21 protein-coding genes and 1 pseudogene are annotated in these 24,795 nt (G+C 40.8%); 21 read left to right on the top strand and 1 reads right to left on the bottom strand.

Going from position 1 to position 24,795, the window contains the following annotated elements; translation table 11 throughout:
• Nucleotides 1–368 precede the first annotated feature (368 nt).
• Complete coding sequence (locus BM294_RS05515; protein WP_091205579.1) at nucleotides 369–4,751, bottom strand: 2-hydroxyacyl-CoA dehydratase; 4,383 nt, start codon at nucleotides 4,749–4,751, stop codon at nucleotides 369–371.
• A gap of 569 nt (nucleotides 4,752–5,320) precedes the next feature.
• Between BM294_RS05515 and BM294_RS05510 the strand changes: the two genes are divergently transcribed.
• The 21 genes and pseudogenes from BM294_RS05510 to BM294_RS05425 all read left to right on the top strand — a co-directional run bounded on the left by BM294_RS05510 (nucleotide 5,321) and on the right by BM294_RS05425 (nucleotide 24,747).
• Nucleotides 5,321–5,968 carry a hypothetical protein gene (locus BM294_RS05510; protein ID WP_091205576.1) on the top strand — a complete coding sequence of 216 codons (648 nt, stop codon included), beginning with the start codon at nucleotides 5,321–5,323 and terminating at the stop codon, nucleotides 5,966–5,968.
• A gap of 109 nt (nucleotides 5,969–6,077) precedes the next feature.
• Nucleotides 6,078–7,508, top strand: a complete 1,431-nt coding sequence (gene pyk / locus BM294_RS05505) for a pyruvate kinase (RefSeq protein ID WP_091205574.1) — start codon at nucleotides 6,078–6,080, stop codon at nucleotides 7,506–7,508.
• Nucleotides 7,509–7,715: 207 nt separating this feature from the next.
• On the top strand, nucleotides 7,716–8,981 hold the full coding sequence (locus BM294_RS05500; protein WP_091205573.1) for a diaminopimelate decarboxylase: 1,266 nt from the start codon (nucleotides 7,716–7,718) through the stop codon (nucleotides 8,979–8,981).
• A gap of 449 nt (nucleotides 8,982–9,430) precedes the next feature.
• Nucleotides 9,431–10,702, top strand: a complete 1,272-nt coding sequence (hisS, locus tag BM294_RS05495) for a histidine--tRNA ligase (protein ID WP_091205571.1) — start codon at nucleotides 9,431–9,433, stop codon at nucleotides 10,700–10,702.
• Nucleotides 10,703–10,929: 227 nt separating this feature from the next.
• Nucleotides 10,930–12,738 carry an aspartate--tRNA ligase gene (aspS, locus tag BM294_RS05490; RefSeq protein ID WP_091205569.1) on the top strand — a complete coding sequence of 603 codons (1,809 nt, stop codon included), beginning with the start codon at nucleotides 10,930–10,932 and terminating at the stop codon, nucleotides 12,736–12,738.
• A gap of 245 nt (nucleotides 12,739–12,983) precedes the next feature.
• Nucleotides 12,984–13,652, top strand: coding sequence for a DUF1700 domain-containing protein (locus BM294_RS05485; RefSeq protein WP_091205567.1), 669 nt, complete (start codon nucleotides 12,984–12,986; stop codon nucleotides 13,650–13,652).
• A gap of 154 nt (nucleotides 13,653–13,806) precedes the next feature.
• Complete coding sequence (locus BM294_RS05480) at nucleotides 13,807–15,000, top strand: THUMP domain-containing class I SAM-dependent RNA methyltransferase (RefSeq protein WP_091205565.1); 1,194 nt, start codon at nucleotides 13,807–13,809, stop codon at nucleotides 14,998–15,000.
• Between the two features lie 227 nt (nucleotides 15,001–15,227).
• Nucleotides 15,228–16,463 (top strand): tyrosine-type recombinase/integrase, encoded by a 1,236-nt coding sequence (locus tag BM294_RS05475; protein WP_175494538.1) that lies wholly within the window; start codon nucleotides 15,228–15,230, stop codon nucleotides 16,461–16,463.
• A gap of 112 nt (nucleotides 16,464–16,575) precedes the next feature.
• Nucleotides 16,576–17,820, top strand: a complete 1,245-nt coding sequence (locus BM294_RS05470) for a tyrosine-type recombinase/integrase (RefSeq protein WP_091205560.1) — start codon at nucleotides 16,576–16,578, stop codon at nucleotides 17,818–17,820.
• A gap of 147 nt (nucleotides 17,821–17,967) precedes the next feature.
• Nucleotides 17,968–18,099, top strand: a complete 132-nt coding sequence (locus tag BM294_RS16435; RefSeq protein ID WP_255407182.1) for a hypothetical protein — start codon at nucleotides 17,968–17,970, stop codon at nucleotides 18,097–18,099.
• A gap of 105 nt (nucleotides 18,100–18,204) precedes the next feature.
• Nucleotides 18,205–18,486: a hypothetical protein gene (locus tag BM294_RS05465; protein ID WP_091205558.1), complete on the top strand. Its 282-nt coding sequence runs from the start codon at nucleotides 18,205–18,207 to the stop codon at nucleotides 18,484–18,486.
• A gap of 682 nt (nucleotides 18,487–19,168) precedes the next feature.
• Complete coding sequence (gene mobC, locus BM294_RS16805) at nucleotides 19,169–19,438, top strand: plasmid mobilization relaxosome protein MobC (RefSeq protein WP_091205556.1); 270 nt, start codon at nucleotides 19,169–19,171, stop codon at nucleotides 19,436–19,438.
• On the top strand, nucleotides 19,402–19,542 hold the full coding sequence (locus BM294_RS15835; RefSeq protein ID WP_175494534.1) for a hypothetical protein: 141 nt from the start codon (nucleotides 19,402–19,404) through the stop codon (nucleotides 19,540–19,542). Before mobC ends, BM294_RS15835 begins: the two co-directional genes overlap by 37 nt.
• A 171-nt stretch (nucleotides 19,543–19,713) precedes the next feature.
• A pseudogene (locus BM294_RS05455) lies at nucleotides 19,714–20,397 on the top strand (relaxase/mobilization nuclease domain-containing protein); the annotation flags it as partial.
• 1,523 nt (nucleotides 20,398–21,920) lie between these two features.
• Nucleotides 21,921–22,157 carry a hypothetical protein gene (locus BM294_RS05450; protein ID WP_091205552.1) on the top strand — a complete coding sequence of 79 codons (237 nt, stop codon included), beginning with the start codon at nucleotides 21,921–21,923 and terminating at the stop codon, nucleotides 22,155–22,157.
• Between the two features lie 38 nt (nucleotides 22,158–22,195).
• The gene (locus tag BM294_RS15830) at nucleotides 22,196–22,363 is read left to right on the top strand and encodes a hypothetical protein (RefSeq protein ID WP_175494532.1); all 168 of its coding nucleotides are present in this window, start codon (nucleotides 22,196–22,198) and stop codon (nucleotides 22,361–22,363) included.
• On the top strand, nucleotides 22,360–22,743 hold the full coding sequence (locus BM294_RS05445; protein WP_091205551.1) for a hypothetical protein: 384 nt from the start codon (nucleotides 22,360–22,362) through the stop codon (nucleotides 22,741–22,743). Before BM294_RS15830 ends, BM294_RS05445 begins: the two co-directional genes overlap by 4 nt.
• A 52-nt stretch (nucleotides 22,744–22,795) precedes the next feature.
• On the top strand, nucleotides 22,796–23,026 hold the full coding sequence (locus tag BM294_RS05440; RefSeq protein WP_091205549.1) for a hypothetical protein: 231 nt from the start codon (nucleotides 22,796–22,798) through the stop codon (nucleotides 23,024–23,026).
• Between the two features lie 317 nt (nucleotides 23,027–23,343).
• Complete coding sequence (locus tag BM294_RS05435) at nucleotides 23,344–23,574, top strand: helix-turn-helix domain-containing protein (protein ID WP_091205547.1); 231 nt, start codon at nucleotides 23,344–23,346, stop codon at nucleotides 23,572–23,574.
• Nucleotides 23,561–24,169, top strand: coding sequence for a DUF1819 family protein (locus BM294_RS05430; RefSeq protein ID WP_091205545.1), 609 nt, complete (start codon nucleotides 23,561–23,563; stop codon nucleotides 24,167–24,169). Before BM294_RS05435 ends, BM294_RS05430 begins: the two co-directional genes overlap by 14 nt.
• Nucleotides 24,169–24,747, top strand: coding sequence for a DUF1788 domain-containing protein (locus BM294_RS05425; RefSeq protein ID WP_091205544.1), 579 nt, complete (start codon nucleotides 24,169–24,171; stop codon nucleotides 24,745–24,747). The genes BM294_RS05430 and BM294_RS05425 overlap by 1 nt, the downstream gene beginning before the upstream one ends.
• Nucleotides 24,748–24,795: the final 48 nt, after the last annotated feature.

Here is a 24,795-nt window from a genome sequence, read left to right as displayed (position 1 = left end):
GTTTGTTATCAATATACTACTTTATTTAAAATAATAATGCAGTTGATAGAGAGAAGTTAACGCTAACATATGTGCTGATTTTTACCTGCCTGATGATTCCAGATCTATTTTTTTAATCAACATAAAGCATGTATCAATGTAAAGAATTCGATGATTGGATGCGGCCAGGCTTGCTGTTTGAAAGAACTTTGAATAGAAAAATCCTCTCGGAACGAACGCATATAAGCGTCCGAGCCGAGAGGATTTTTGTATGAGATGTACTTTCAACACCGTGAGCCGACCGCGCCGAGCATCGAATTCCGGATGGGATAATCAACACCGTGAGCCGGTCGCAACGAACGCCGGATTCCGGATGGGCGGGATATGATTTATGCCTGCTCCTTCAGTTTATTCTGCGCGACAGAAAGCATCAACTTGATACGATTAAGCTGGTTGACTTCAGATGCACCGGCATCATAGTCAACAGCGATGATATTGGCATCAGGATTGTGACGCTTCAACTCCTTGATGACACCCTTACCGACGATATGGTTAGGCAGACATCCGAAAGGCTGGGTACAAACAATGTTGTTGACACCTTCCTCCATGAGTTCCAGCATCTCACCGGTCAGGAACCAGCCCTCGCCGGTCTGATTGCCGATTGAAACATATTCCTTTGCCATCTTTGCAAGCTCCTTGATATCACCGGGGGCCGTGAAGCGCTTAGACTTCGCAAACTCCTTTCGTGCAGTCTTACGGAAATACTCCAAAAGATTGATTGCGCAGTTGCAAAGTGTTTTACCCTTCCAGCCTGCACCGAGATTCTCGTATTTGAAGTTCTGGTTGTAGAAACAGTACAGCAGGAAATCCATAAGATCCGGCATAACAGCTTCGGCACCTTCATTCTCAAGAAGCTCAACTATATGATTGTTGGCGAGAGGTGAGAACTTTACAAGAATCTCACCTACTATACCCACCTTAGGCTTGACAAGCCCTTCCTTTATAGGAAGCGCATCAAAATCTCTGATTATTCCACGTACATTCTTTGAGAAGAGATACATGGAAGTAGTTCTTTTCGACAATGCCTTGATACAAACCTGACGCCACTTCTGATACAGCGCCTCTGCTGAACCGGGAACCTTCTCGTAAGGTCTTGTGGCATAAAGGGCTCTCATGAAAACATCACCGTAAACCACACCCTGCATTGCTCGTGTGAGCAGAGGAAGAGTCAGTTTAAAGCCCGGTGTTGATTCCATGCCGTTGGCATTGAGCGAAATAACAGGAATCTGAGACATGCCTGCATGCTCCAGAGCACGTCGGACAAAACCGATGTAGTTTGAAGCACGACAACCGCCACCGGTCTGTGACATGATGACAGCTGTGTGGTTGAGGTCGTATTTACCGGAGTTGAGAGCATCCATGATCTGTCCGATAACTATGATGGACGGATAGCATGCATCGTTGTTTACGTACTTCAGTCCGGTGTCTATGGCATTGCGGTTTGCATTGTCCAAAACAACCAGATTGTAGCCTGAAGCACGGATGGCCGGTTCTATCATATCAAAATGGATAGGAGACAATTGAGGACAAAGAATGGTATAGCCCTCTGCCTTCATATCCTTGGTAAAGAGTTTGCGTTCGTAGCTTGCGGGTCTCATGGTGCGTACATAATGCTTCTCATCACGTACGCGTATGGCTGCTATGAGCGAACGCACACGAATACGTGCAGCGCCCAGGTTATTAACCTCATCAATCTTGAGTACGGTATAAATCTTGTCCGAACCTGTAAGAATATCTCTGACCTGATCTACGGTGACTGCATCCAGTCCGCATCCGAAGGAATTAAGCTGGATGAGATCCAGATCTTCCCGGGTTTTGACAAATTCGGCTGCACGGTAGAGTCTTGTGTGGTACATCCACTGGTCAGTTACAATGATCGGTCTTTCAACCTGACCAAGGTGCGAAACAGAATCCTCGGTAAGAACTGCGAAATCATAGTTTGTGATAAGTTCGGGTATACCGTGGTTTATCTCAGGGTCAACGTGGTATGGACGTCCTGCGAGAACTATGCCACGATGATCAGTTTCCTTCATCCAGCGGAGAGTTTCTTCACCCTTTTTTTGCATGTCACGGTGGGCCTGCTCGAGCTCTATCCATGCTTCGTGTGCCGCAGAACGGATCTCCGCTTCAGTGAAGTTCCATTCTTTGAACTGCTGCCCGATCTTTTCAAGAGTGAGTTCTCCGACAGGTCGAATAGAGTTTTCAATTCCGTCAGGATGAACAAATATTCTGACAAGCTGATCGGTACAGATCTTTTCGTTAGTGAAAGCCAGGAAAGGCTTCATAAACATTACCGAATTGTCCTCGAGGCCTTCAACATTATTCTTGATGTTTTCGGCGTAGGAGGTAACCATAGGACAGTTGTAATGGTTGCCTGCATCAGGTGTTTCATTACGCTCATAAGGTATACATGGGTAGAAGATAAACTTCTGGCCGTTTCTTATGAGCCACTCGATATGTCCGTGAACTATCTTTGCAGGATAACACTCTGACTCTGAAGGTATGGTCTCGATACCAAGCTCATATATCTTTCTGGTACTTGCCGGAGAAAGGATGGTTCTGAACTTCAGCTCACGGAAAAAGGTAGCCCAGAAAGGATAGTTCTCATACATATTGAGAACTCTTGGAATACCGATCTCTCCACGCTCGGCGATGTCCTGAGGCAATGGCTCATAGTCGAACATTCTCTTCAGCTTGTATGCAAAAAGATTGGGAATATCTCTCTTTATCTTTGATTTTCCGAGACCACGTTCACAGCGGTTTCCGGAAATGAAGTTTCTGCCTGCACCAAACTGGTTGATAGTCAGAACACAATGGTTGTTGCAGCCCTGGCATCTGGTCATCTTGGTGGTGTACTTAAGATTGATGATCTCATCCAGAGGAAGCATGGAGGTCTGCACACGCTTATAGGCAGTGAGAGGGACCTTTATTTCCTCGGTCGGCTTCATAGCCTTAAGTTTTTTGTTTGCGAGATGATATCTTTCACGGGCAATGAGTGCAGCTCCGAAAGCACCCATGATTCCGGCTATGTCAGGTCTGACAACATGGGCACCCAAAAGATTCTCGAAAGCACGAAGAACCGCATCGTTATAGAAGGTTCCACCCTGAACAACGATGTGTTTTCCGAGGTCTTTGGCATCTGTAACCTTGATTACCTTGAACAGAGCATTCTTGATTACAGAGTAGGCAAGTCCGGCAGAAATATCTGAAACGGTAGCACCTTCTTTTTGCGCCTGTTTAACATTGGAATTCATGAAAACTGTGCAACGGGATCCGAGGTCTGTAGGGTTCTCGGCGTAAAGAGCTTCCTTTGCAAAGTCAATGACGGAGTAGTCGAGAGACTTCGCGAATGTCTCAAGGAAAGAACCGCATCCACTGGAGCAGGCTTCGTTGAGCTGTACGGAATCTACAGTGCCGTCCTTTATGCGGATGCACTTCATGTCCTGACCGCCTATATCAAGAATACAGTCTACATCAGGATCAAAGAAAGATGCTGCGTAGTAATGAGATATGGTTTCAACTTCGCCCTCGTCAAGCTGAAATGCTGACTTAAGAAGTGCTTCACCATATCCGGTAGAGCATCCATAGGCGATACGTGCATCCTCCGGAAGAAGATCGCGTATCTCTTTCATGGAATCTATCGCTGTAGCGATAGGCGAACCGTTGTTATTCCTGTAGAACTTGTACAGAAGTTCACCCTCTTCTGAGACAAGGGCCAGTTTTGTTGTGGTAGAACCGGCATCGATTCCGAGATAAACATTACCGTGATAATTACGTATATCACTGCTTTTCACCCTCGCCTTGTTGTGACGTTCTGTGAAAGCCTCATATTCATCCGCATTCCTGAAGAGAGGATCCATTCGTTTTAATTCTGCATCCATCCTGATTCCATTACGAAGAAGATTGATGAGATGATCAATGGAAACTGACTTAGCATCTTCAGGAGTATTGAGACATGAGCCGATAGCTGCGAAAAGGTGGCTGTTCTCAGGTTCAATGATCTCAGGACCCTGAAGGTTCAGAGTACGTATGAAAGCCTTGCGAAGCTCCGGCATAAAATGTAAAGGACCGCCAAGGAAGGCAACATGACCTCTGATAGGCTTGCCCTGAGCCAGTCCCGATATAGTCTGATTTACAACAGCCTGGAATATGGATGCCGCAAGGTCCTCACGTGCCGCTCCTTCATTTATCAAAGGCTGTATGTCTGTTTTGGCAAATACACCACACCTTGCAGCTATCGGATAGATCATCTGATAGTCCTTTGCAAGAATATTGAGTCCTGATGCGTCGGTATGAAGAAGAGATGCCATCTGATCAATGAAAGAACCGGTGCCGCCTGCGCAGATTCCGTTCATGCGCTGGTCGATACCGCCTTTGAAATAAATGATCTTGGCATCCTCACCACCAAGTTCTATAGCCACGTCTGTATCCGGACGATAGTCTTTTAAAGCTGTTGCTACCGCTACGACTTCCTGACAGAAAAAGGCTTCGATGTGCTTACTGAGAGTAAGTCCGCCGGAGCCGGTGATAACGGTAGAAAGATTGATATCTCCAAGCTGTATCCTTGCTTCTTCAAGAATAGTAGCCAGTGTTCCCTGAATATCGGCATGATGACGTCGGTAGTCTGAGAACAGCAGCTTTTTGTTCTGATCAAGAATTGCAATCTTAACAGTAGTTGATCCGATATCAATTCCAAGTCTGTATTGCTGCATAAATTAACCCCATCTTCTATAAACTTGCCATCCGATAAGCCCATAAAAAATAAGCCCCTAAGTTATCGGAAGGTTACATGATGGCATTCTTGAGAAAAGATCTCATCACTTGCCAGGTGAGTTCAAAAGACGAGCTCATAATCATAAATAAGAAGAAAGATATATGTGTAAGAATAATCTTTCTTATATTTATAGAGTATGAACCAAGATGCTATCTTAACATTTAGTCAGATACCGTTCAACTGTAATAATGTAAAAGTTTTGTGAACAAAAGTCGGGGAGAATCAAGAAAATTTTTTGAAAAACCTGAGAAAATTGAATATATCCCTTATAAAATCGACGATAAATAAAGTGGTATGAAAAAAATATGAGTAACTTTCACTGTGTATACATTATAAAAAAATAAAAAAGTCCTTAAATGTATTTTTTTAAGCACATTTTTCCTTGAAAAACACAATAACAGAATATATACTTTATGAAAATTTTTTATAAAGGGGCACTTTGGTCCTTTTTTAAATGATTACATTTATATTCAGTGCAACACAAAAACTAACTTAAGGAGAATTGAATTGACAATATTTCAGAAGCTGGAACGTAAACTGGGACGCTACGCCATCCCAGACCTTATGAAGTACATATGTGTTATTTATGTGGTGGGTTTTCTTATTCAGATGTTTAATCCATTACTGTATTATTACTATCTGGATCTTGATCCCGAAGCTATTTTGCATGGCCACATATGGCGTATAGTGACATTTCTGTTTTATCCGCCATCCACTAGTGTGGTATGGATGATTATCGCAACATTTGTTTACTACAGTCTGGGAACCACACTGGAGAGCCTTTGGGGGACATTCAAGTATAATTTCTTTTTCTTCACAGGTGCGCTGATGCTGGTGGTTACCGCACTCCTGTTTTATATAGTTACAGGAATTTCTCTTCAGATGTATCCGACGTATATGACTTTCAGCATTTTTCTGGCATATGCGCTTTCGTTTCCGGATGCAACATTTATGCTTTACTTTATCATACCTATCAAGGCCAAATGGCTGGCTATAGCAGAAGTGGTTTTATATATCTTCATGTTTTTGACTATACCGGACATTGGAACAAAAGTGGCGATAGCGTTATCTATTTTGAATGTGGCATTGTTTTTCTACCTCTCAAATCAGAGACCTAAGAATCGCAATGTTTTCCATATTAATGATTTTAGATGATGTGAAAAACACATCATTATATGACGGGACTTCCGGAAGCAGTCCTTACCGGATGCCGGTCATATGACATGAAACTGACTTAAACACAATTATTACAGGAGGCTTTTTAATGAGAAAAACTAAGATTGTATGTACACTTGGACCAAATGAGAATGACTATACTATATTAAGAAAACTTGCAGACAATATGGATGTTGCCCGTTTCAACTTCTCTCACGGAAGTCATCAGGAGCATCTTGAGAGATACGCACTTCTTAAGGAAGCACGTAAGGACAGCGGTCGTGAGATCGCAGCACTCCTTGATACAAAGGGACCTGAGATTCGTACAGGTGAGCTTGAGGACCACAAGAAGGTAACTCTTGAGGCAGGATCTGAGATCATTCTTACAACAGAAGAGTGCATCGGAAACAAGGATAAGGTTTATATCAATTATGACGGACTTAATCAGGATGTTTCCGAGGGAAGCGTTATCCTTATCGATGACGGTCTCATCGGTCTCAAGGTTAAGAGCGTAGAAGGAGCAGAGATCCGTTGTGAGATCACAAACGGTGGTGAGCTTGGCGAGAAGAAGGGCGTAAATGTTCCTAATGTAAGCATCAGACTTCCGGGCCTTACAGAGAAGGATATCGATGATATCAAGTTCGGTCTTGAAGTTGGTTTTGATTTTGTGGCAGCTTCATTTGTACGTAATGCTGAAACTATCCGTCAGATCCGTGAGATCATCGACAATGCAGGTTCTTCCATGAAGATCATCGCAAAGATCGAGTCTCAGGAAGGTCTTGATAACCTTGAGGAGATCATTGATGCTGCTGATGGTATCATGGTTGCTCGTGGTGACCTTGGTGTTGAGATCGAGGCAAAGCGTCTTCCACAGCTTCAGAAGGAGATGATCAAGAAGGCAAACTTCGCCGGTAAGCTTGTTATCACAGCAACACAGATGCTTGACTCAATGATCCGAAATCCACGTCCTACAAGAGCCGAGGTTACTGACGTTGCCAATGCTGTTTACAACGGAACAGATGCTGTTATGCTTTCAGGAGAGACAGCTGCCGGTAAGTATCCTGTAGAGGCGCTCGAGATGATGGCTTCTATCGTTGAGTATACAGAGCAGTTCCTTGATTACAATATGTACAAGAAGCGTAAGGTTGATGAGAATACTTATGCCAATATCTCAAATGCTGTTTGTGCCGCTTCAGTTACAACAGCATCAGAGCTTCAGGCAAAGGCACTTATCGTTCCGTCACTTACAGGTTCAACTGCAAGACTTATTTCAAAGTATCGTCCTGCAACACCTATCTATGCAATGTCTCCAAGCCAGGCAACTGTTCGTCAGATGATGCTCCTTTGGGGTGTTACACCTATCTGGGCAAGAAGATCTGATACAACAGATGAGCTTTTCGAGAACTCCATGGATGAGCTTCGTAACCGCGGAATCGTAGAGAAGGGAGACCTTTGTGTAATCACAGCCGGAATTCTTTCCAGACTTACACGTAATCAGCCTGTTACAGCAACAAATATCATGCGAGTAATGGGAGCATAAACTAAAAATTATTTCTCAAATTCATCGGGATGTTATATCATGTAAAGATGAAAATTCATTGCACACAATGAGAGTGCGATGTATCATCATTGAGTGACGATTTTATACGCACGCATATTTACAGATGTATTTCATCATGATGAGGATAAGGGCCTCACAAATATTATTATTTGTGGGGTCTTATTTAAAATGCAGAGGAGGAAAACAATGAAAACACCATATGCAACACTTGAGCAGGTTCAGAAAATAAACGAAACCTATGACACTCCTTTTTATCTCTATGACGAGAAAGGTATCAGGGAGAATGCAAGAAAAGTTTATAAAGCCTTTGGCTGGAATAAGGGATTTAAAGAGTATTTTGCAGTAAAGGCCTGCCCTAACCCGACTATTCTGAAGATACTCAGGGAGGAAGGATGCGGAACTGACTGCAGTTCCCTTACCGAACTTCAGATGTCTGATGCATGTGGCTTTTCAGGACATGAGATCATGTTCTCCTCAAATGAAACACCCCTCAGTGAATATAAGTTTTGTGAGAAACTCGGTGGAATCATAAACCTTGATGACTTTACAAACATTGAGGAACTGGAGGAAACTCTCGGATATTTACCTGAGACCATGTCACTTCGTTTCAATCCGGGCGGATACTTCAAGATTGCAAATACCATCATGGATAATCCTCAGGATGCCAAGTACGGTATGACTACAGAACAGATCATTGAGGCATATAAGATTCTGAAGGACAAGGGTGTAAAGCGTTTTGGAATGCATTCTTTCCTTGCGTCCAATACTGTTACCAATGATTATTATCCTACACTTGCAAAACAGCTTTTTGAACTTGCAGTAAGAATCAGGAATGAAACGGGTGTAGAACTTGACTTTATCAATCTTTCCGGTGGTGTCGGCATTCCTTACAAGCCTGACCAGGAGGGAAATGATATTCTAGAGATCGGTGAAGGTGTACATAAGGTGTTTGATGAGGTGCTGGTTCCCAACGGACTCGGAGACATAAGCATTTTCACAGAAATGGGCAGATTTATGACCGGACCTTACGGCGCACTCATCACAAAGGTCATCCACTTCAAGCATACTTATAAGGAGTATGCAGGTGTAGATGCCTGCGCTGTAAACCTTATGAGACCGGCTATGTACGGTGCATACCATCACATTACGGTTCTTGGCAAGGAAGATGCGGAAGCAACAAAGACTTATGATGTAGTAGGATCTCTTTGCGAAAATAATGATAAGTTTGCCATAGATCGTGAGCTTCCGGAACTTGAAAAGGGAGATTATCTTTTTATTCATGATGCCGGCGCACATGGATTTGCCATGGGTTACAACTACAACGGAAAGCTATGGTCCAGTGAACTTCTCTTGAGAGAGGACGGCTCAGTTAAGCTTATCCGTCGTGCCCAGACTCCGGCAGACTACTTTGCAACACTTGATATAGACGACACAATGAAGAAATATCTTTAAAGAACCGTGACGAGCCAGATGGGCTCCATATAAGACCGAGGTGCCGAAGCGGAAAAATCAAGAATCGGGTCTCTAAGTGGTCAGAGAATGAATCCTTGTGGATTCATCTGAACCGCTCAAAGCCGCGTGGCTCCCACGATAAAAAAACAAATCGTGGGCAGTTCTAGGCCCTCGACAATATCAGAGTTTTCTTTATGAAAACTCTGACTTGGCGAGGGATCTAAGGAAAATGTAACCAAGAGCCACTAAAGGACCCGATTCTGATTTTTCTCGCTTCGGCTTTACGGCCTTATATGGGGCTCATCTGGCTCTTCTGAAATCTCTGACCAGGCTGAACTGTTCTGTTTTTAGAATAACGTGGCCTCATAATATCCGCGGAGGTCTTGCGGTAGTTATGGAATATTGTTATAATTATTGACCGTGAAATTTATTGATATTGAGGTATGGAAATGGCATTAAAGAAAAAGCCTGTTACAGGCATGAAGGATATCCTTCCACGTGAGATGGAGCTTCGCCAGTATGTTCTCTCAGAGATCAGAAGAACATATAAGGAATTTGGATTTACAGAGATCGAAACCCCGGTTGTGGAGCATATCGAGAACCTCCTCAGCAAGCAGGGCGGTGACAATGAGAAGCTTATATTCAAGGTTATGAAGCGCGGTGATAAGCTGGAATCTGCATATCAGAACGGTAGCCTTGATGACCTCAGTGATTCAGGACTGAGATATGACCTCACATTACCTTTAAGCCGTTTTTATTCCCAGAATCAGGCACAGCTCCCAAGTCCTTTTAAGGCACTTCAGATTGGACCTGTATTCAGAGCAGACCGTCCTCAGAAGGGACGCTTCCGTGAGTTTGTACAGTGCGATATAGACATCTTCGGTGATGGTTCCAATGTTTCCGAGATTGAGCTTATACTTGCTATCTCAACTCTTCTTAACCGCATAGGTTTCGGTGATAAGTATAACTTCAAGATCGTTATCAATGACCGTGAGATTCTTCGCGGCATGCAGGCCTACGCAGGATTCCCTGAAGAGGATTTCGAGAAGGTATGCATAAGCCTTGATAAGGCAGACAAGATCGGAAACGAAGGGGTTAAGGAAGAACTTCTTTCTCTAGGATATGCAGAAGAAGTTATAGACAGATATCAGACGCTTCTTGGAAGCATCGGTACTGAAGCTCAGGATATCCGTTCACTCGGAGAGAAGCTTAAGGAGGTTCTTCCTGAGACAGTAACAACCAATCTTGCCGAGATAGTAGAGGCTGTGGCCAGAGTTAAGAGTGTTAAGGTTAATGTAGAGTTCGATCCCACTCTTGTTCGAGGCATGGGCTACTATACAGGACCTATCTTTGAAATCCGTGCTGAAGGCTTCGGCGGTTCAGTTGGCGGCGGTGGAAGATACGATAAGATGGTAGGAAAGTTCACAGGACAGGATACACCTGCTGTTGGATTCTCCATTGGTTTCGAGCGTATCATCACCATCATGCTTGATGCTGACGAGAAGGTTCCGGGTGAAGGAAAGAGGATAGCATTCCTTCTTGATAAGAATCTGGATGCTGAAAAGACTTCAGAGGCTCTTAATGAAGCTATGGAGCTTCGCTTGAATGGCGAAACGGTGCTCGTTTCACGTATGAACAAGAACAAGAAGTTCCAGAAAGAGCAGCTTACACAGGAAGGTTATACAGAGTTTAAGGAGTTCTATCAGGATTCACTGAACTGAGGAAACACTGATTATATCAGTGTTTCCCCGGAGCTTCCGGCGTCGAGGCACGGATTTTTAAAGGAAGTTTATGCTTCGCATCGAAATCCGGCCAGGGAAACGCTTTGATCAGCGTTTCCCTAAGGGAATTATTATAATACCGTCGTCTAAACATGACGGCTTTTACATAGGTGAGATATCTAAACATTGGACAACTCATCGTTAATTTTAAATATAGAGGTATTCTTATGGCAGAGTCAATGAAAGGTCTGCACAGAACGTGCAGATGTACAGAACTTGATGAATCATTTATCGGAAAAGAAGTAACCATGATGGGCTGGGTACAGAAGTCCAGAAACAAGGGTGGGCTTATCTTTACAGATCTTCGTGATCGTTCCGGAATCTTACAGATAATATTTGAAGAGGCTGACTGCGGAACAGAAGTTTTCGAGAAGGCAGCAAAGCTTCGTTCAGAGTTTGTTATAGCAGTAACAGGTATCGTTCGTTCCCGTGGTAAGGATGCCAACAAGGACATGAAGACCGGTGCTATCGAGATTTCAGCAAGATCACTCCGTATCCTTTCTGAGTCAGAGACTCCGCCATTCCCTATTGAGGACGGAATCGCAACCAATGAGAATGTTCGTCTTAAGTACAGATACCTTGACCTTCGTCGTCCTGAGCTTGCTCAGCGTATCATGACCCGTGCAAAACTTGCATTCCTTATCCGTAAGTTCATGATGGATAACGGATTCCTTGAGATCGAGACTCCTACACTTATTAAGTCAACACCTGAGGGAGCAAGAGATTTCCTTGTACCATCACGTATGCACCATGGTTCATTCTATGCGCTTCCACAGTCACCTCAGCTTCTTAAGCAGCTTCTTATGGTATCCGGTTTTGACCGTTACTTCCAGCTTGCACGATGCTATCGTGACGAGGATCTCCGTGCAGACCGTCAGCCTGAGTTTACACAGGTTGATATGGAGCTTTCTTTCGTAGACGTTGATGATGTTATCGAAGTAAATGAGAGACTTCTTAAGTATGTATTTAAGGAGATCTGTGATGTAGACATTGAGCTTCCTATCCGTCGTATGAAGTGGATAGATGCCATGAACAACTATGGTTCAGATAAGCCTGATATGCGTTTTGAGATGCTTCTTCAGGATGTGACAGAGGTTGTTAAGGATTGCGGTTTCTCGGTTTTTGCAAACTGTGCAAAAGAGGGCGGCATGATCAAGGGTCTCAATGTTAAGGGACAGGCAAAGATGCCACGTAAGCACATTGACAAGTACACAGAGTTTGTTAAGGGCTATGGAGCAAAGGGTCTTGCTTATCTCGCTATCAATGAGGATGGCACTTACAAGTCATCATTTGCAAAGTTCATGACAGAAGATGAGCTTAAAGCTCTGGTTTCAGCTATGGGCGGTGAGGCAGGCGATCTTCTTATGTTCGTATCAGACACAAAGAAGACAACTGTTTGGAATTCACTTGGTGCGCTTCGTCTTGAACTTGGTGCTGATCTTGACCTCATTGACAGAAAGGCATGGAAGTTCCTTTGGGTTACAGAGTTCCCTATGTTCGAGTGGTCTGAGGAGCTTGACAGATTCCAGGCTATGCACCATCCGTTTACAATGCCTATGGACGAGGATCTTCCTCTCGTTGATTCAGATCAGGGTGCAGTTCGTGCCAAGGCTTACGATATCGTTCTCAATGGTACTGAGCTTGGAGGCGGTTCTGTTCGTATACATCAGGCAGACGTTCAGGAGAAGATGCTTGAGAAGCTTGGATTTACTCCTGAGAAGGCAAACGAGCAGTTTGGATTCCTTATGCAGGCATTCAAGTATGGAGTTCCTCCTCACGCAGGTCTTGCTTACGGTCTTGATCGTCTTGCGATGTGGATGGTTGGTTCAGATACTATCCGTGATGTTATCGCCTTCCCGAAGGTTAAGGATGGTTCAGATCCTATGATGGAAGCTCCGGCTCCTGTATTTGATGAGCAGCAGCTTGTAGATCTTGGTATCGCCGTTGTTCCTGACGAAGAGGAAGCTGCGGAATAAGATTACTGATAATGATTTAAAAGACCGGGGAAGAGGCTGCATGATATGTGTCTTCCGGCCTATACACTTATTTTTTTGTTAAATTTACCACCGAGGCTTGCATCAGGTGCAGGTCTCGGTTTATTCTATTCTAGTGATAGAGTTCTCATCTGTCTTCAGATTTAAGAGAGCTTTACAGGTTTCGGGAAAATATCAGCACGGTTTGGACCGAAACGTTTACTATACATCCAAGAGAGGACATAAAAGTGACAAAGGAACAGTTCCTTCACGATTTGACAGTACAGCTTAATCTCAATGTTTCCGATCAGGTCATTCATGAGCAGCTTGCATATTATGATAACTATATCTCAGGAGAGGTACGTAATGGTCGCAGCGAGGCCGAAGTGGTTCAGGAACTTGGTTCACCTAGACTTCTTGCCAAAACCATCATTGAAACAGCAGAGGCAGCAGGTGACCCTGTAGCATCTCAGGATGAAGAAATCAGAGGCACTATTGATACAGAACCGTATTCAGATGCATTTGACTATGAGAGGTCTCATGCGTACGGAAGTGGTCAGAATGAGCCTTACAGCAGTCAGGATGATAATGCTGAACCAACGCAGAATTATGAGAATGAAAGCAGAGGTGAGCAGCAGAGCTACTCTGAGGATGGTGTAAGAAATGATAACGGACGTTCATCATTCGGAAGCTTTTTCGGTGATAGAAATGAATCATCTCAGAATGGCAGCCATTATTACGGACATGTCTTTAATACCGGAAGTTGGGGATGTCTCGTATTTATGATCATTTTCTTCCTTATTTTGGAATTATTGATCATGCTTTTAGGCGGAATACTGGAATTGCTTTCACCGATTCTGGTTCCGATGATGATTGCAGGACTGGTAGTCTGGATGATATCCAAATTTTTAAAATAACCACTCAAACCGGTCAGAGTATATATAGATATTTATCACTAAGCAATGGATGGCGGATTTGATATGCTGAGAGAATATTCCATGCATTCAAGTCCGCCTTTTTTATATATAGATGTTTTACAGTCGCGATTAGTGCGGCAGAATGGAGAATAATATGAAGACATTTGAACTTGTTGCTCCATGTCATTTTGGTCTTGAAGCAGTAACAAAAAAAGAGGTCATTGATCTCGGATATGACATTACTACAGTAACAGACGGACGTGTAGGATTTATCGGTGATGCCGATGCCATCGCACGTGCCAATATCTTTATGCGAACACCTGAGAGAATTCTCCTTAAGGTTGGTTCTTTCAAGGCTGAGACCTGGGAGGAACTGTTCCAGGCAACAAAGAAGCTTCCATGGGAAGAGTATATACCGAAGGACGGAAGCTTCTGGGTAACCAAGGCAAGCTCGGTTAAATCAAAGCTTTTCTCAACAAGAGACATTCAGTCAATCATGAAGAAGGCTATGGTCTCAAGACTTGGTGAGTATTTCGGTATCTCTCAGTTTGAGGAGCATGGTGCAAAGTATCCGGTGAGAGTATTTGCATACAAGGATGAGTTTACAGTATGTCTTGATACATCAGGAGAGTCACTTCATAAGAGAGGCTATCGTCTGAAACAGGGTCTCGCTCCGATCACAGAGACTCTCGCTGCAGCACTCATCATGCAGTCTGGCTGGAATAAGAATCATGCGCTGGTTGACCCGATGTGTGGTTCAGGAACATTTGTCATAGAGGCTGCAATGATCGCTGCCAATATCGCTCCGGGTATGGACAGAGCATTTATCTCTGAGACCTGGACTAACTTCATTGACAAGAAGATCTGGTACAATGCTTTTGATGAGGCAAATGAGATGGTGGATACAGAGCTTCTCGAAACCGGTATGACAAAGGAAGGAAAGAAGATAGACATTCAGGGATACGACATTAATCCTGATGTTATACCTGTGGCAAGGGAGAATGCTGAACGTGCAGGCGTAGACAAGATCATTCACCTTCAGGTTAGAGATGTTGCAAACTTCTCACACAGCGGAAAGGCCGGGTACATCATTAGTAACCCTCCTTACGGTGAGCGTATCGAAGATAAGAGAAATCTTCCTATGCTTTACACAGAGCTTAAGGAAGCTTATCAGAGTCTTGACAGCTGGGCTATGCATATCATTACAGCCTGGGAGGATTCACAGAAGTATCTTGGTAAGGCCGATAAGAACCGTAAGATCTATAATGGTATGATGAAGACCTACTTCTATTCATACACAGGACGTATGACAAACCAGAATAAACCTCATGATTTCGAGAAAAAGTAAGGAAAATCAAGGCTCCGGAGGCTTTTTGACCGTTTTAAATTGAGTGCATCTATATGCAGGTTAATGCATGTTTATGCAGTAAGTTCATGGTATAAACACTTTTTTGTATAAAAAAGTGGGGTAAAATGGTCAAAAAAGTGGGGTAAAACATAATTCGAAAAGAACCTTTTAAAGAATTTAAGCGGCACAGGATGTCCCCTAGATTCAGAAAGAGAGGTTCTTTTTTTATGGCTAGAGAAAATGAATTTTTCAAGCACACAGAGATCAAATACAGGAAACATTGTGATAAATATAACATAGTGTATGCCAGAGCTACGTTCTGCTTTTTAAATGATACCAGCAAGCGTCTTGAAGCAAGTGGGGCTACTGAAAAAGACGCTTATCGAAAATTGATGGAAAAGGCAGATATCGTTTTGAAAGAGATAAGGTACGGTTATGACTATAAAGCCGGGGCATTAGCTCTTAAAGATAGTGTACAGGAACTGTTAAAGCAAAAAAAAGATGAATTTGACTTTAAAAAAAGACGTACTGCTGTTAAGGACTCGACTATCCAACCAATAGAGCGAAGTTGTCAGACATTTATTTATGAAGATATCATCGGCAAGAAAAAGGTATCAGAAATCACTTATAAAGACCTTGTTAACTGGCGTAATCGTCTATCGACAGCAAGATATGACATACATAGGTTAAAAAAAGGAAAACATAAGATGGAACTTAAGTATTATTCTTCAACACATCTTAATCGTGCCGTAAAAATAATTAAACTCGTAATGCATAACTACTATAAAGGTGTAAACGAAAAGAATCCTGCCGATAATTTGGAACTGTTTCCGCAGCCCAATGTGCACAAGACTCCTGACAATTTCCTTATTGGAAAAGAATTTGATTTATTTGTAGATTATTGTAAAGAAAAGCAGAAACATAAAAAAACAGAACTTATGGCAGACTATTTCATGACTTTGTTATTTACCGCGTCCCGAGAAGGAGAATGTGCATCATTGCATGCAGAAGATTATCTCCCCGAAACAAATGAACTATATTTCCGTCGCAACTGGACCGAAGAAACGTACGATATGAAAACAATCAATTCGATAAACAGCATCCCTCTCATAGAACCTGCGTTATCTATAATAAAGAAGAGATGCGCAAACAAGGAGCCATCGGATAGGATATTTGCCACAATGCATGGTAATTTACTTAGCCCCGGTAACATTTACAATGTCATGTCAAAATGGATAAAGGAAGCAGGAATTGAAAAGAAGCTTAAACCGCATGCATTACGTGGATCCATGGCAATTCACCTAATGGACAACGGAGTGCCACCTCAGGCTGTAGCAGATTACTTAAGAGATACGCTAGAGACCGTGATGAAATATTATTATACGTTGACAGAGCAGGCCAGAGAAAAGAGAAGAACGGTACTTGTTGATGCTTTATCATTGATGGAATCGTGCAAAGAATAATAATAAAACAATACATAACTAATTGGAATGGATGAAAAATCTTATTTTTCATCCATTTTTTATTTTTCTCACATTTTATCTTCAAAATTATGAAAGCGAGTGTGCTAAATAAATGAAGGTATATGCTGGAAAAGGTTTTATTATTAAGGAAATACATTACAGAGATAAGAACGGAAGAAGAAATGCTAGAGCATCTGTTTTTTTTAATGATATAAGTAAGTCAAAGAGATTAGATGGATATGGTAGTACTGATGTTGAGGCTAAACATGCACTTATACGCAACGCCGAAAAAAGAGCTAAAGAACTAAAGAATGAATACGATGCAGAAAATGGTGAACTCCCTCTTAATGACTATGTAGATGTATATATTTCCGCCCTTAAAAACCAGGATAGCCAGAAAAGAGAAGGTAAAAAGATCAGTCAGGTAACCATTACTCCTATAAAAAATAGCTGTGTTACTTTTATCAAGCAGCACAACATCGGAAGTATGCCCATATCTCAAATAAACGTTAGAAGTTTACATGATTGGCTGGAGGATTTAAAGGCAGCAACTTATGATAAGCATCATAACAGTAAAAAAGAGCATGCAGAAGAGCGTGTGAACTATTCAATCGCTCACAGAAACCGAGCTATCAAAGTCCTTAAAGCAGTTATCGATGAGTACTGTGCTGTAAATAATCTTGATCGTAATCCTGCATATATTCTTAAACCGTTTAAACAGGCACGCAAAAAGAAAACAGAAGAGGATTTTATGACCGAATCTGAAATACAGTCCTTTGTAGATGTTTGTGATGATAAGCGTAAAGAGAAAAAGTCTGCGTTAATGGCAGATTTCCTTAAGACTGCCTTATTAACTTCATCCAGAGACGGAGAGTGTGCGGCTCTTCACGTAGAAGATATAGATTTTGATAACAAGCGTGTATTTTTCAGAAGAAACCGTTCCAACGAAAAATACATTATGAAAACCGACAATTCTGTTGATTACGTACCAATTGCTGATTCTATCATAGATATACTTAAGGATAGATGTGCCGGCAAGAGCGGAGATGCTTTAGTATTTGAAACCATTCATGGTAATATGATCAGCGCAGGGAATATTAGCAACACATTTAAAAAATGGATTAAGCAGGCGGGAATTGACAAAAATCTAAAGCCTCATTCTATGAGAGGCTCCATGGCGATTAATCTTATGGACAATGGCGGCTCTGTTGAAGCTGCAGCCTGTCTCCTCCGTAATGATGTTGACACAGTTAAGAAATATTACTATGTACTGACACGTACAGAAAAAGAAAAGCGTATAGCAAATATTCTTTCTGCATTTGATAACATGCCATTATGTCATAAAGTTATTGCTTGAGTTTAGGAGATCACTGACGTTTATGACTAAAAAAACAGTTATCCTTATAATTTGATAGACATATTGTTCTTGGACCTTATTAAATAGGACATAAAAAAGTTTTGTGCCTAGTGAGTAAGACCAAAATATTTTTAAGGAGCTAATTATATGGATATTGAAAATAACAAAGAACATAAGCAGCGTGCAGCAAAAATAAACAGACTTAGTGCAAAGTACTCAAAGGATGATTTTTTGAATATGCCGAGAGAAATACAGAAAAATCTGGCAGAAAAGTATTAGAATGGCCCGGTCGCGGACTATGATGATGGAACCTTCCAATTTTCATATTCTCAATTTGCTTCTATTTGCCAAAAACTTGGTTTTAGAAAAGGGATTGTTGATACCATGGATGGTAATCCGGAAGAATTAAATAAAGATAAACCTCTAATGATTATTTGGATTGATCACGGTAAAAGACAAGAAGGTACTGCTGTGAAAAAGCTAACATTATCCATAACAACTATCGGAATGATGGACCAGTTGCTAGGCGATAAACTATCAAATATCGAGCGATCAAAAGTAATTGATATAATTCTTGCAGAAGCCCTTAGCAAGCTAATCAAAGCCAAGGAAGATGGACGATTCCAGCTGAGTTATCGTCCGGTAGATGCACAAAGGCTATTGTGATGGGCATAATAATCAGTATTCCGGTCACACTTATATAGCTATAAAAACTTATCTGTACAAAGTAAGTGATCCTTGAAATTGAAGACGGAGATACATTTGTGGGTAGATTATTAAAGCAAGATAATGGAATGATATGTAAATACCACAATCGTGATACAGGAAGAATCCATTAATACCACTGACGTGATGGATAAGATTCCAAAATAATGATTCAATTCTCCTCTTATCTTTTCACCCCCAAAAGCTTTTTTTAGCATCGATAATCTTTGCAAAGCTCCTCTCCGGCAAGGGAGACGCACTTTGCAAAGATTATCACTCCTAAAAAAAGCTAATTCTTCCTGCTTCCTCTTCCTTCAATCTAAAGACCACAGACAGCCTTAAGCTGTCAGGCAAGTTTCGTCCGGTGTATATACACCGGCCATCGTTAGCAGCCTTTAGGGCTGCTAACTAAACTTGCCAGGGTTGCACCCTTGGATCCTGCTTTGGATTAAAGGCGATATTCTTTTGGTGCTGGATATAGGAAGGAGGCTTTTGAAATAAAAATTATATTTTCAGAACTCAATCATATTTTTGCGAGGAACATATTATGCGTAAAAGAAATAAGGCAATATTATTACGTCTTTCGACTGAAGAATACGAACAGCTGAAGGAAAAAGTCACTCAATCTGGACTGACTTAGCAAATGTATATAATCGAGGCTTGTTTAAACAGTCAGATTACATCAGCGGAGGTAATAGAAGAGTTGAAAAATAAAAATATAATCCTAGCTGACATCGATAGGCAATTAAGAGGCATGGGGACAAACCTTAATCAAATGGCACATGTGGCCAATGGGCAAGGACGGATACCTACAGTAAAAACATTATTACAGATTGCAGATGAGGTTAAGAGCATAAAGCAGGAGGTAGATGTGGAATGGCAATTAACAAGACAATCAACAGCAAAACCATGAGCCACGGTGCACTTCGAAATTGCATTGAATATGTACTGAGGGAACAAAAGACCACAGACTACCTTGTATATATGACCGGACCAGCCCCGGATGAAATAAACTAGGATACAGTTTATCAAAGCTTTGTGACTGAAAAAAAGATTTAGGATAAGGATAGTGGTCGTATGTATAACCATAATGTCATATCCTTTGCACCTGATGATCCAATTACTCCGGTCCAGGCTTTAGATTTTGGCAAAGAATTTGCTGAAAAATAGTTTCCAGATCATCAGACTTTAATAGCAGTACATCAGGATAGGAAGCATTTGCATATACATCTTGTGACTAATACCGTGTCATGGGTAAACGGCTTAAAACTCCAAAATAGCAGAGCTGATCTGCAAAGAATGAAAGACTTAACAAATAAAATGTGCATTGAAAAAGGACTGTCTGTACCAGCAAAGGGCATGCATTATGATGGCACTGTCATGGAGGATGGAGCGGTTGGTGCATGGAGTAAAGATAAATACAAGCTTTTGGCGGATGTGTCAAAAAAGAGTTATGTCGTTGATTGTGGTAGTGCGGTGTTTGAAGCAAAGGCTGATTGTTGTAGCAGAGATTGTTTTATTGAAGAAATGGAGGAACGAGGGTGGCATACCACTTGGACAGATAATAGAAAACATATTACCTTTGAAAATGACAAGGGTGATAAGGTGCGCGATACCAACTTAAGTAAATCATTTAATATGGATATTTCTAAAGAGGGGCTGCTTAATGAATTTAAGAGACAGAATGAACTCAGAAAAGAACGAGAACGAAAACGCAAAAAAGAACGACAGATTGATAAAATCGAACGAAGAGTCCGAGACGATAGAGAGTTTGTTGATGGAGAATCAGCGATTACTGACCGAGAATGTGAAATTAAAGAATGTAATCACCGATATGAAAGCCAAGATCAAGACGATGATTTCATTCGCTAATGAAGACTACCGTAAAAAAGAATTAGAACTAGAGAAACGTCTTGCTGAAGCCGAAAACTTTAAAAATCAAGCCTCAAAAATGCAAAAGCAATATGATCGGGTTCTATCCTAGAAAGCAAAAAAACTAACGGAAAAGAATCGTGACCTATGTCAAAGAGAGTACAGGCAAAAGATTAATGCTGTCTATGGAATAACAATAACAGCTTTGTTATATAGTATATTTGTAACGTTACTTACCGGAATTAATTCTGTTAGATTTTCAAGAGATTTTGCGGATGCATTATAGTATGCATTCACGATTTTAAAAATACCGTTTGATATTGCAGTCAAAATGAGTAAAACGGTATACAAAATTAAACAGATGATCCAGTACGTAAATATAAATATTATTATTGCCGGATTGCTGACAGTATTTACATTTGTTGCCACAGTGGCAATAGGGTATGGTTTAATATATTAGATAGCGCGTAGGAGCGTAACTCTGTAGCGTGATATAGCACAGGATATAGGGAGTATGACTGTGGCTCTTCTAAGTTTGGCGCCGCTTGTATAGTTCGCAGACAGGCTTACGTGGCTGAGAGTTAACCTTGTCATAGTGTGGCTGTTGGTAAATTATATATATTTAAAGATAATGGCTGTGGCAAGTCAACGCTCGCAGCGTTCAAAAGAGTAAGGTTCTATGACTTCCATGACGAGAACAAAAGAAATCTATTTTTCTGTAATAAGAGCAGAACATAAGACTAAAAGAAGCGATTTTCCGCTTCTTTTTTTGTGTGTGAAATAAAAAATAAAGAATCAGGTCTATAACGAATGACAAAAAGAGGTACAAAGCCCACAAAATGTCAATAGAGGATTTATACGATGCTTCAGTACATCACTAGTGATAATGGCGCTTTCGCACATACCTGCAGTTATAGCCATATTCCGAAAAAATGTAGAATTCTACAAAATTATTGATTACAAATGTTGCCGATGATAAATATGAACACAAAAAAATGTAGAATTCTACATTTTAAGAGATTGAATGATAAAAAGAGATATTACTAGACGGGTGACTGTTTTCCTCATCCGACACAATGGCAACATTACTAATGTTGCCATTATAAGGCAACAATGACATAATACAGATTAAGATATTAAAAAGAAGAGGTTAATGTTGTGATCTATTGTGCGATTATAGGAGATATCAAATCATCCAAAACCCTATCGGATAGGGGATTAACCCAGGATATGGGTGATTATAAATGCATTGTATTTCCTGCTAAGGTTAATAATCCACCACAATAATAAAGATGCTGAAATATGGGATATTTAAAAAAACCCATATTTCGGCATTTTTTATACCCAAAATTGGGAAGGAGAGTCTGTCTAAAATTAATCCTGTAGAAGAGGGTGTAAGAATCGTACCATTTATTCAAATAATTATCATTGATGTGCCTTAAAGCCGTGCCTTGTTTTGCTGATTCGTTGAGAGTAAGATAATGTAAAGAAGTAGTTAAGCAAAGGAAGAGCAGTGGGCGAATATGGCAGAACAAGATCTTACCATACAAAGGTCAAAGGGGAACTGCCTGGATGTTTTATCAAAAACACCAGATGTAGAGCCACGATATGATGCATTATCCCAGAACAAAGAACTAAAGTGCGGGGATTGCGAGAATCTTACAAGTGACATGGGTTGTTGGGGGTGCCTGCCAGAAGATAGTGCAGTTAAAAATGGAAAACTTTGCAAAGGATTCCGAACCAAAAAGTGCGTGCAGTAAAGAAGCAAAAACTATGAAAAGAGAAGGAGAAGCACAACATGCTTAAAATATCAAAATTTGATCTTTTGCAGGATGACTATACAGATGCTCTGGCAGAACGGATAATAGATGATTTTGCAACCGGAGAAAAACAACGGATGGTCGATGTTATGAGGTACCTATACAAGATATTACATTTAGATGTGCTTATACAGATGATGAGATGAGAGGTATCATCAAAACATGTATAGCTGTTATAAAAGAGATTATATCCATTAATGATAACGGATATACAAGTGATAGGTTTAATGCTTTTAAAGCAGAAATGAATGGAAAGACGAATGACTGTATTCAACAGCTCAATCATATTACCTCATTATATAATGATTATAAAACCGATAATCTTGAAGAGTTAGTTGAGGAGATAACAACTTATACGCGTGTAGGCGGGGCTTATTTGATGCTTATGGCCGGTCCCGGATTTAAACAGGTTATAAATGGTGTTTTTGAGCGAATGCTCGATGATTCAGACGATGAAAACATATGGTTCTGGTGTTTATATTTTTTGATCCGTGGAGCAATGAGGATGCACTCAGATGAGATTTAATAATGTTATTTTATGAAGATTGATCATAGTTTTTATATGAGGTAATGTTAAAATGAAGAAAATGTTTGTAGTTACAGCTTTATTAGGATTAATTCTTGCAGGATGCAACAGAACAATAGTAGACACAACATGGGCGTATAAATATGCTGACATCAATGGTATAGGTACTGTGGAGGTATCTTCCTGGACGGATTACGAAAATTCGGATATGATTCAGATCAAGGCTGCCGATGGTACTGTCTATCTTACACATTCGGTCAATGTGATTCTACGAACAAAATAAGTTTGAAAGTGATCATAAAACAGTAGTACAGATAATGAGTATTGTTGCTTTATGTGGCTATTAGAATCTAATGCTACAGCGTAATACCCAAACATATGAACTGCGGTTTTTAACGTACACCTCATCGTGTATTGTATATTCAGAATAAAAACTGAATGTACATATATGAGGAGGTGTTTTTTATGTTTTCGAGATTATTTTAATAGATTAAGAAACTTACGAGACTATAACTATAACAACCTATAGATTATATATTTCCAAGATTATCTATGCTAAAATCATTATGTTGTTGATTTTATGTTAAGAGGTAATCAAAGATGAGGGTTAGTTACAATAAATTATGGAAATTGCTCATAGATAAGAACATGAAAAGGTCCGATTTGATCGAGGCAGTCAGGACCAGTCCTAATACTATAGCCAAAATGGGCAAAAATGAAAATATCTCCATGGATGTCATAACCAGAATCTGTGAATACCTTAATTGCGACGTAGGTGACATGATGGAAATGATTCCTGAGGATGGAGGCAGCTCAAGTGAAGAGAAATAAGTATAGCGCCGGAGCTGTGAAGTTCTCCTTCTGGTTTATGGAATTCAGAAAAGAAGTCCAGCTGCTGTCATCAGGAAAATCATTTGACGATATTAAGAAGTTAAATGAAGAAGAAAATATATTTGGAGCGAGCACGCCTGCAAGAGCAAAGATGGTTCTTTCGACAGTCACTACTAGGATCAAATCTCTGGATGAAAGCTTTTATCCACTGTTTACGGACAGTGATATTTCAACACAGAAACTATTTGCCTTGGCTGCGGTTCTTGCTCATGACACCTTATTCTTTGATTTTATGTACGAGGTCATAAGAGAAAAACTGATAATCGGAAGTAATGTACTTACTGATGCAGACATAAGTATATTCTTCAAAAATAAGCAGGAACAGCATCCTGAAATAGAAAAGCTTACAGAAATGACCGTAAAAAGACTTGCAAGAAGCTACAAGACTATGCTCTTTGAGGCAGGACTACTGGATGAGTACAGCAGGGCATCAGAGAGGAAGATCCTAAAGCCGGTATTAGATCCGGTACTTAAGCATTGGCTCGATGATTACGGTTATGCTCCTATAGCAAAGGCAATGGAGGGTATCAGATAATGGCAGATTTTTTGGAACGTCTCGATAAGATGGAGGAGGCTATAAAGAAACCTTCATTCAGAGAGAATAGCGGAAGAGCTAATGAAGTAAATTATTGGGTTTTTGATTATCCTCCTCAGTTTGAACTCGAAGTTAGAGAGCGTATTAAATATATGAAGAACAGAAACTCAAAGGGCGGAGAGGATTTTGAACTCGTAGTATTTGACCTTTATGACATTATCATAGATTTCCTGAAAGAAAACGACTTTATGGAAAACTGCTATAGATTCGAAGAAAAAAAAGGACTTGAAAGGATCACAAAGGCTGTCACCAACTCCATGAAGATAAATGATGATGACAGTTTGATCGTTCAGTATATTAAGGATCATACTCCGGATAATGCAGTAGTATTTTTGACCGGTGTAGGAAAATGTTTTCCTATCTTGCGTTCACATAAAGTGCTTAATAACCTGCATCAGGCATTTGTAAAGGCACCGGTTGTGATGTTCTTCCCAGGTACTTATGACGAGCAGGAGCTGGTCCTGTTTGATGAGATAAAAGATGATAACTATTATCGGGCATTCAAACTGGTGAAATAACTAATACATTCAAAGGATCTGCACGAAGCACGTTATGGAAAGTGAGCA

Source organism: Oribacterium sp. WCC10 (assembly GCF_900113415.1).
Lineage (GTDB): Bacteria > Bacillota > Clostridia > Lachnospirales > Lachnospiraceae > Oribacterium.
The sequence above is the reverse complement of the archived record's forward strand: the minus strand, read 5'-3'. Positions and strand labels throughout refer to the sequence as shown.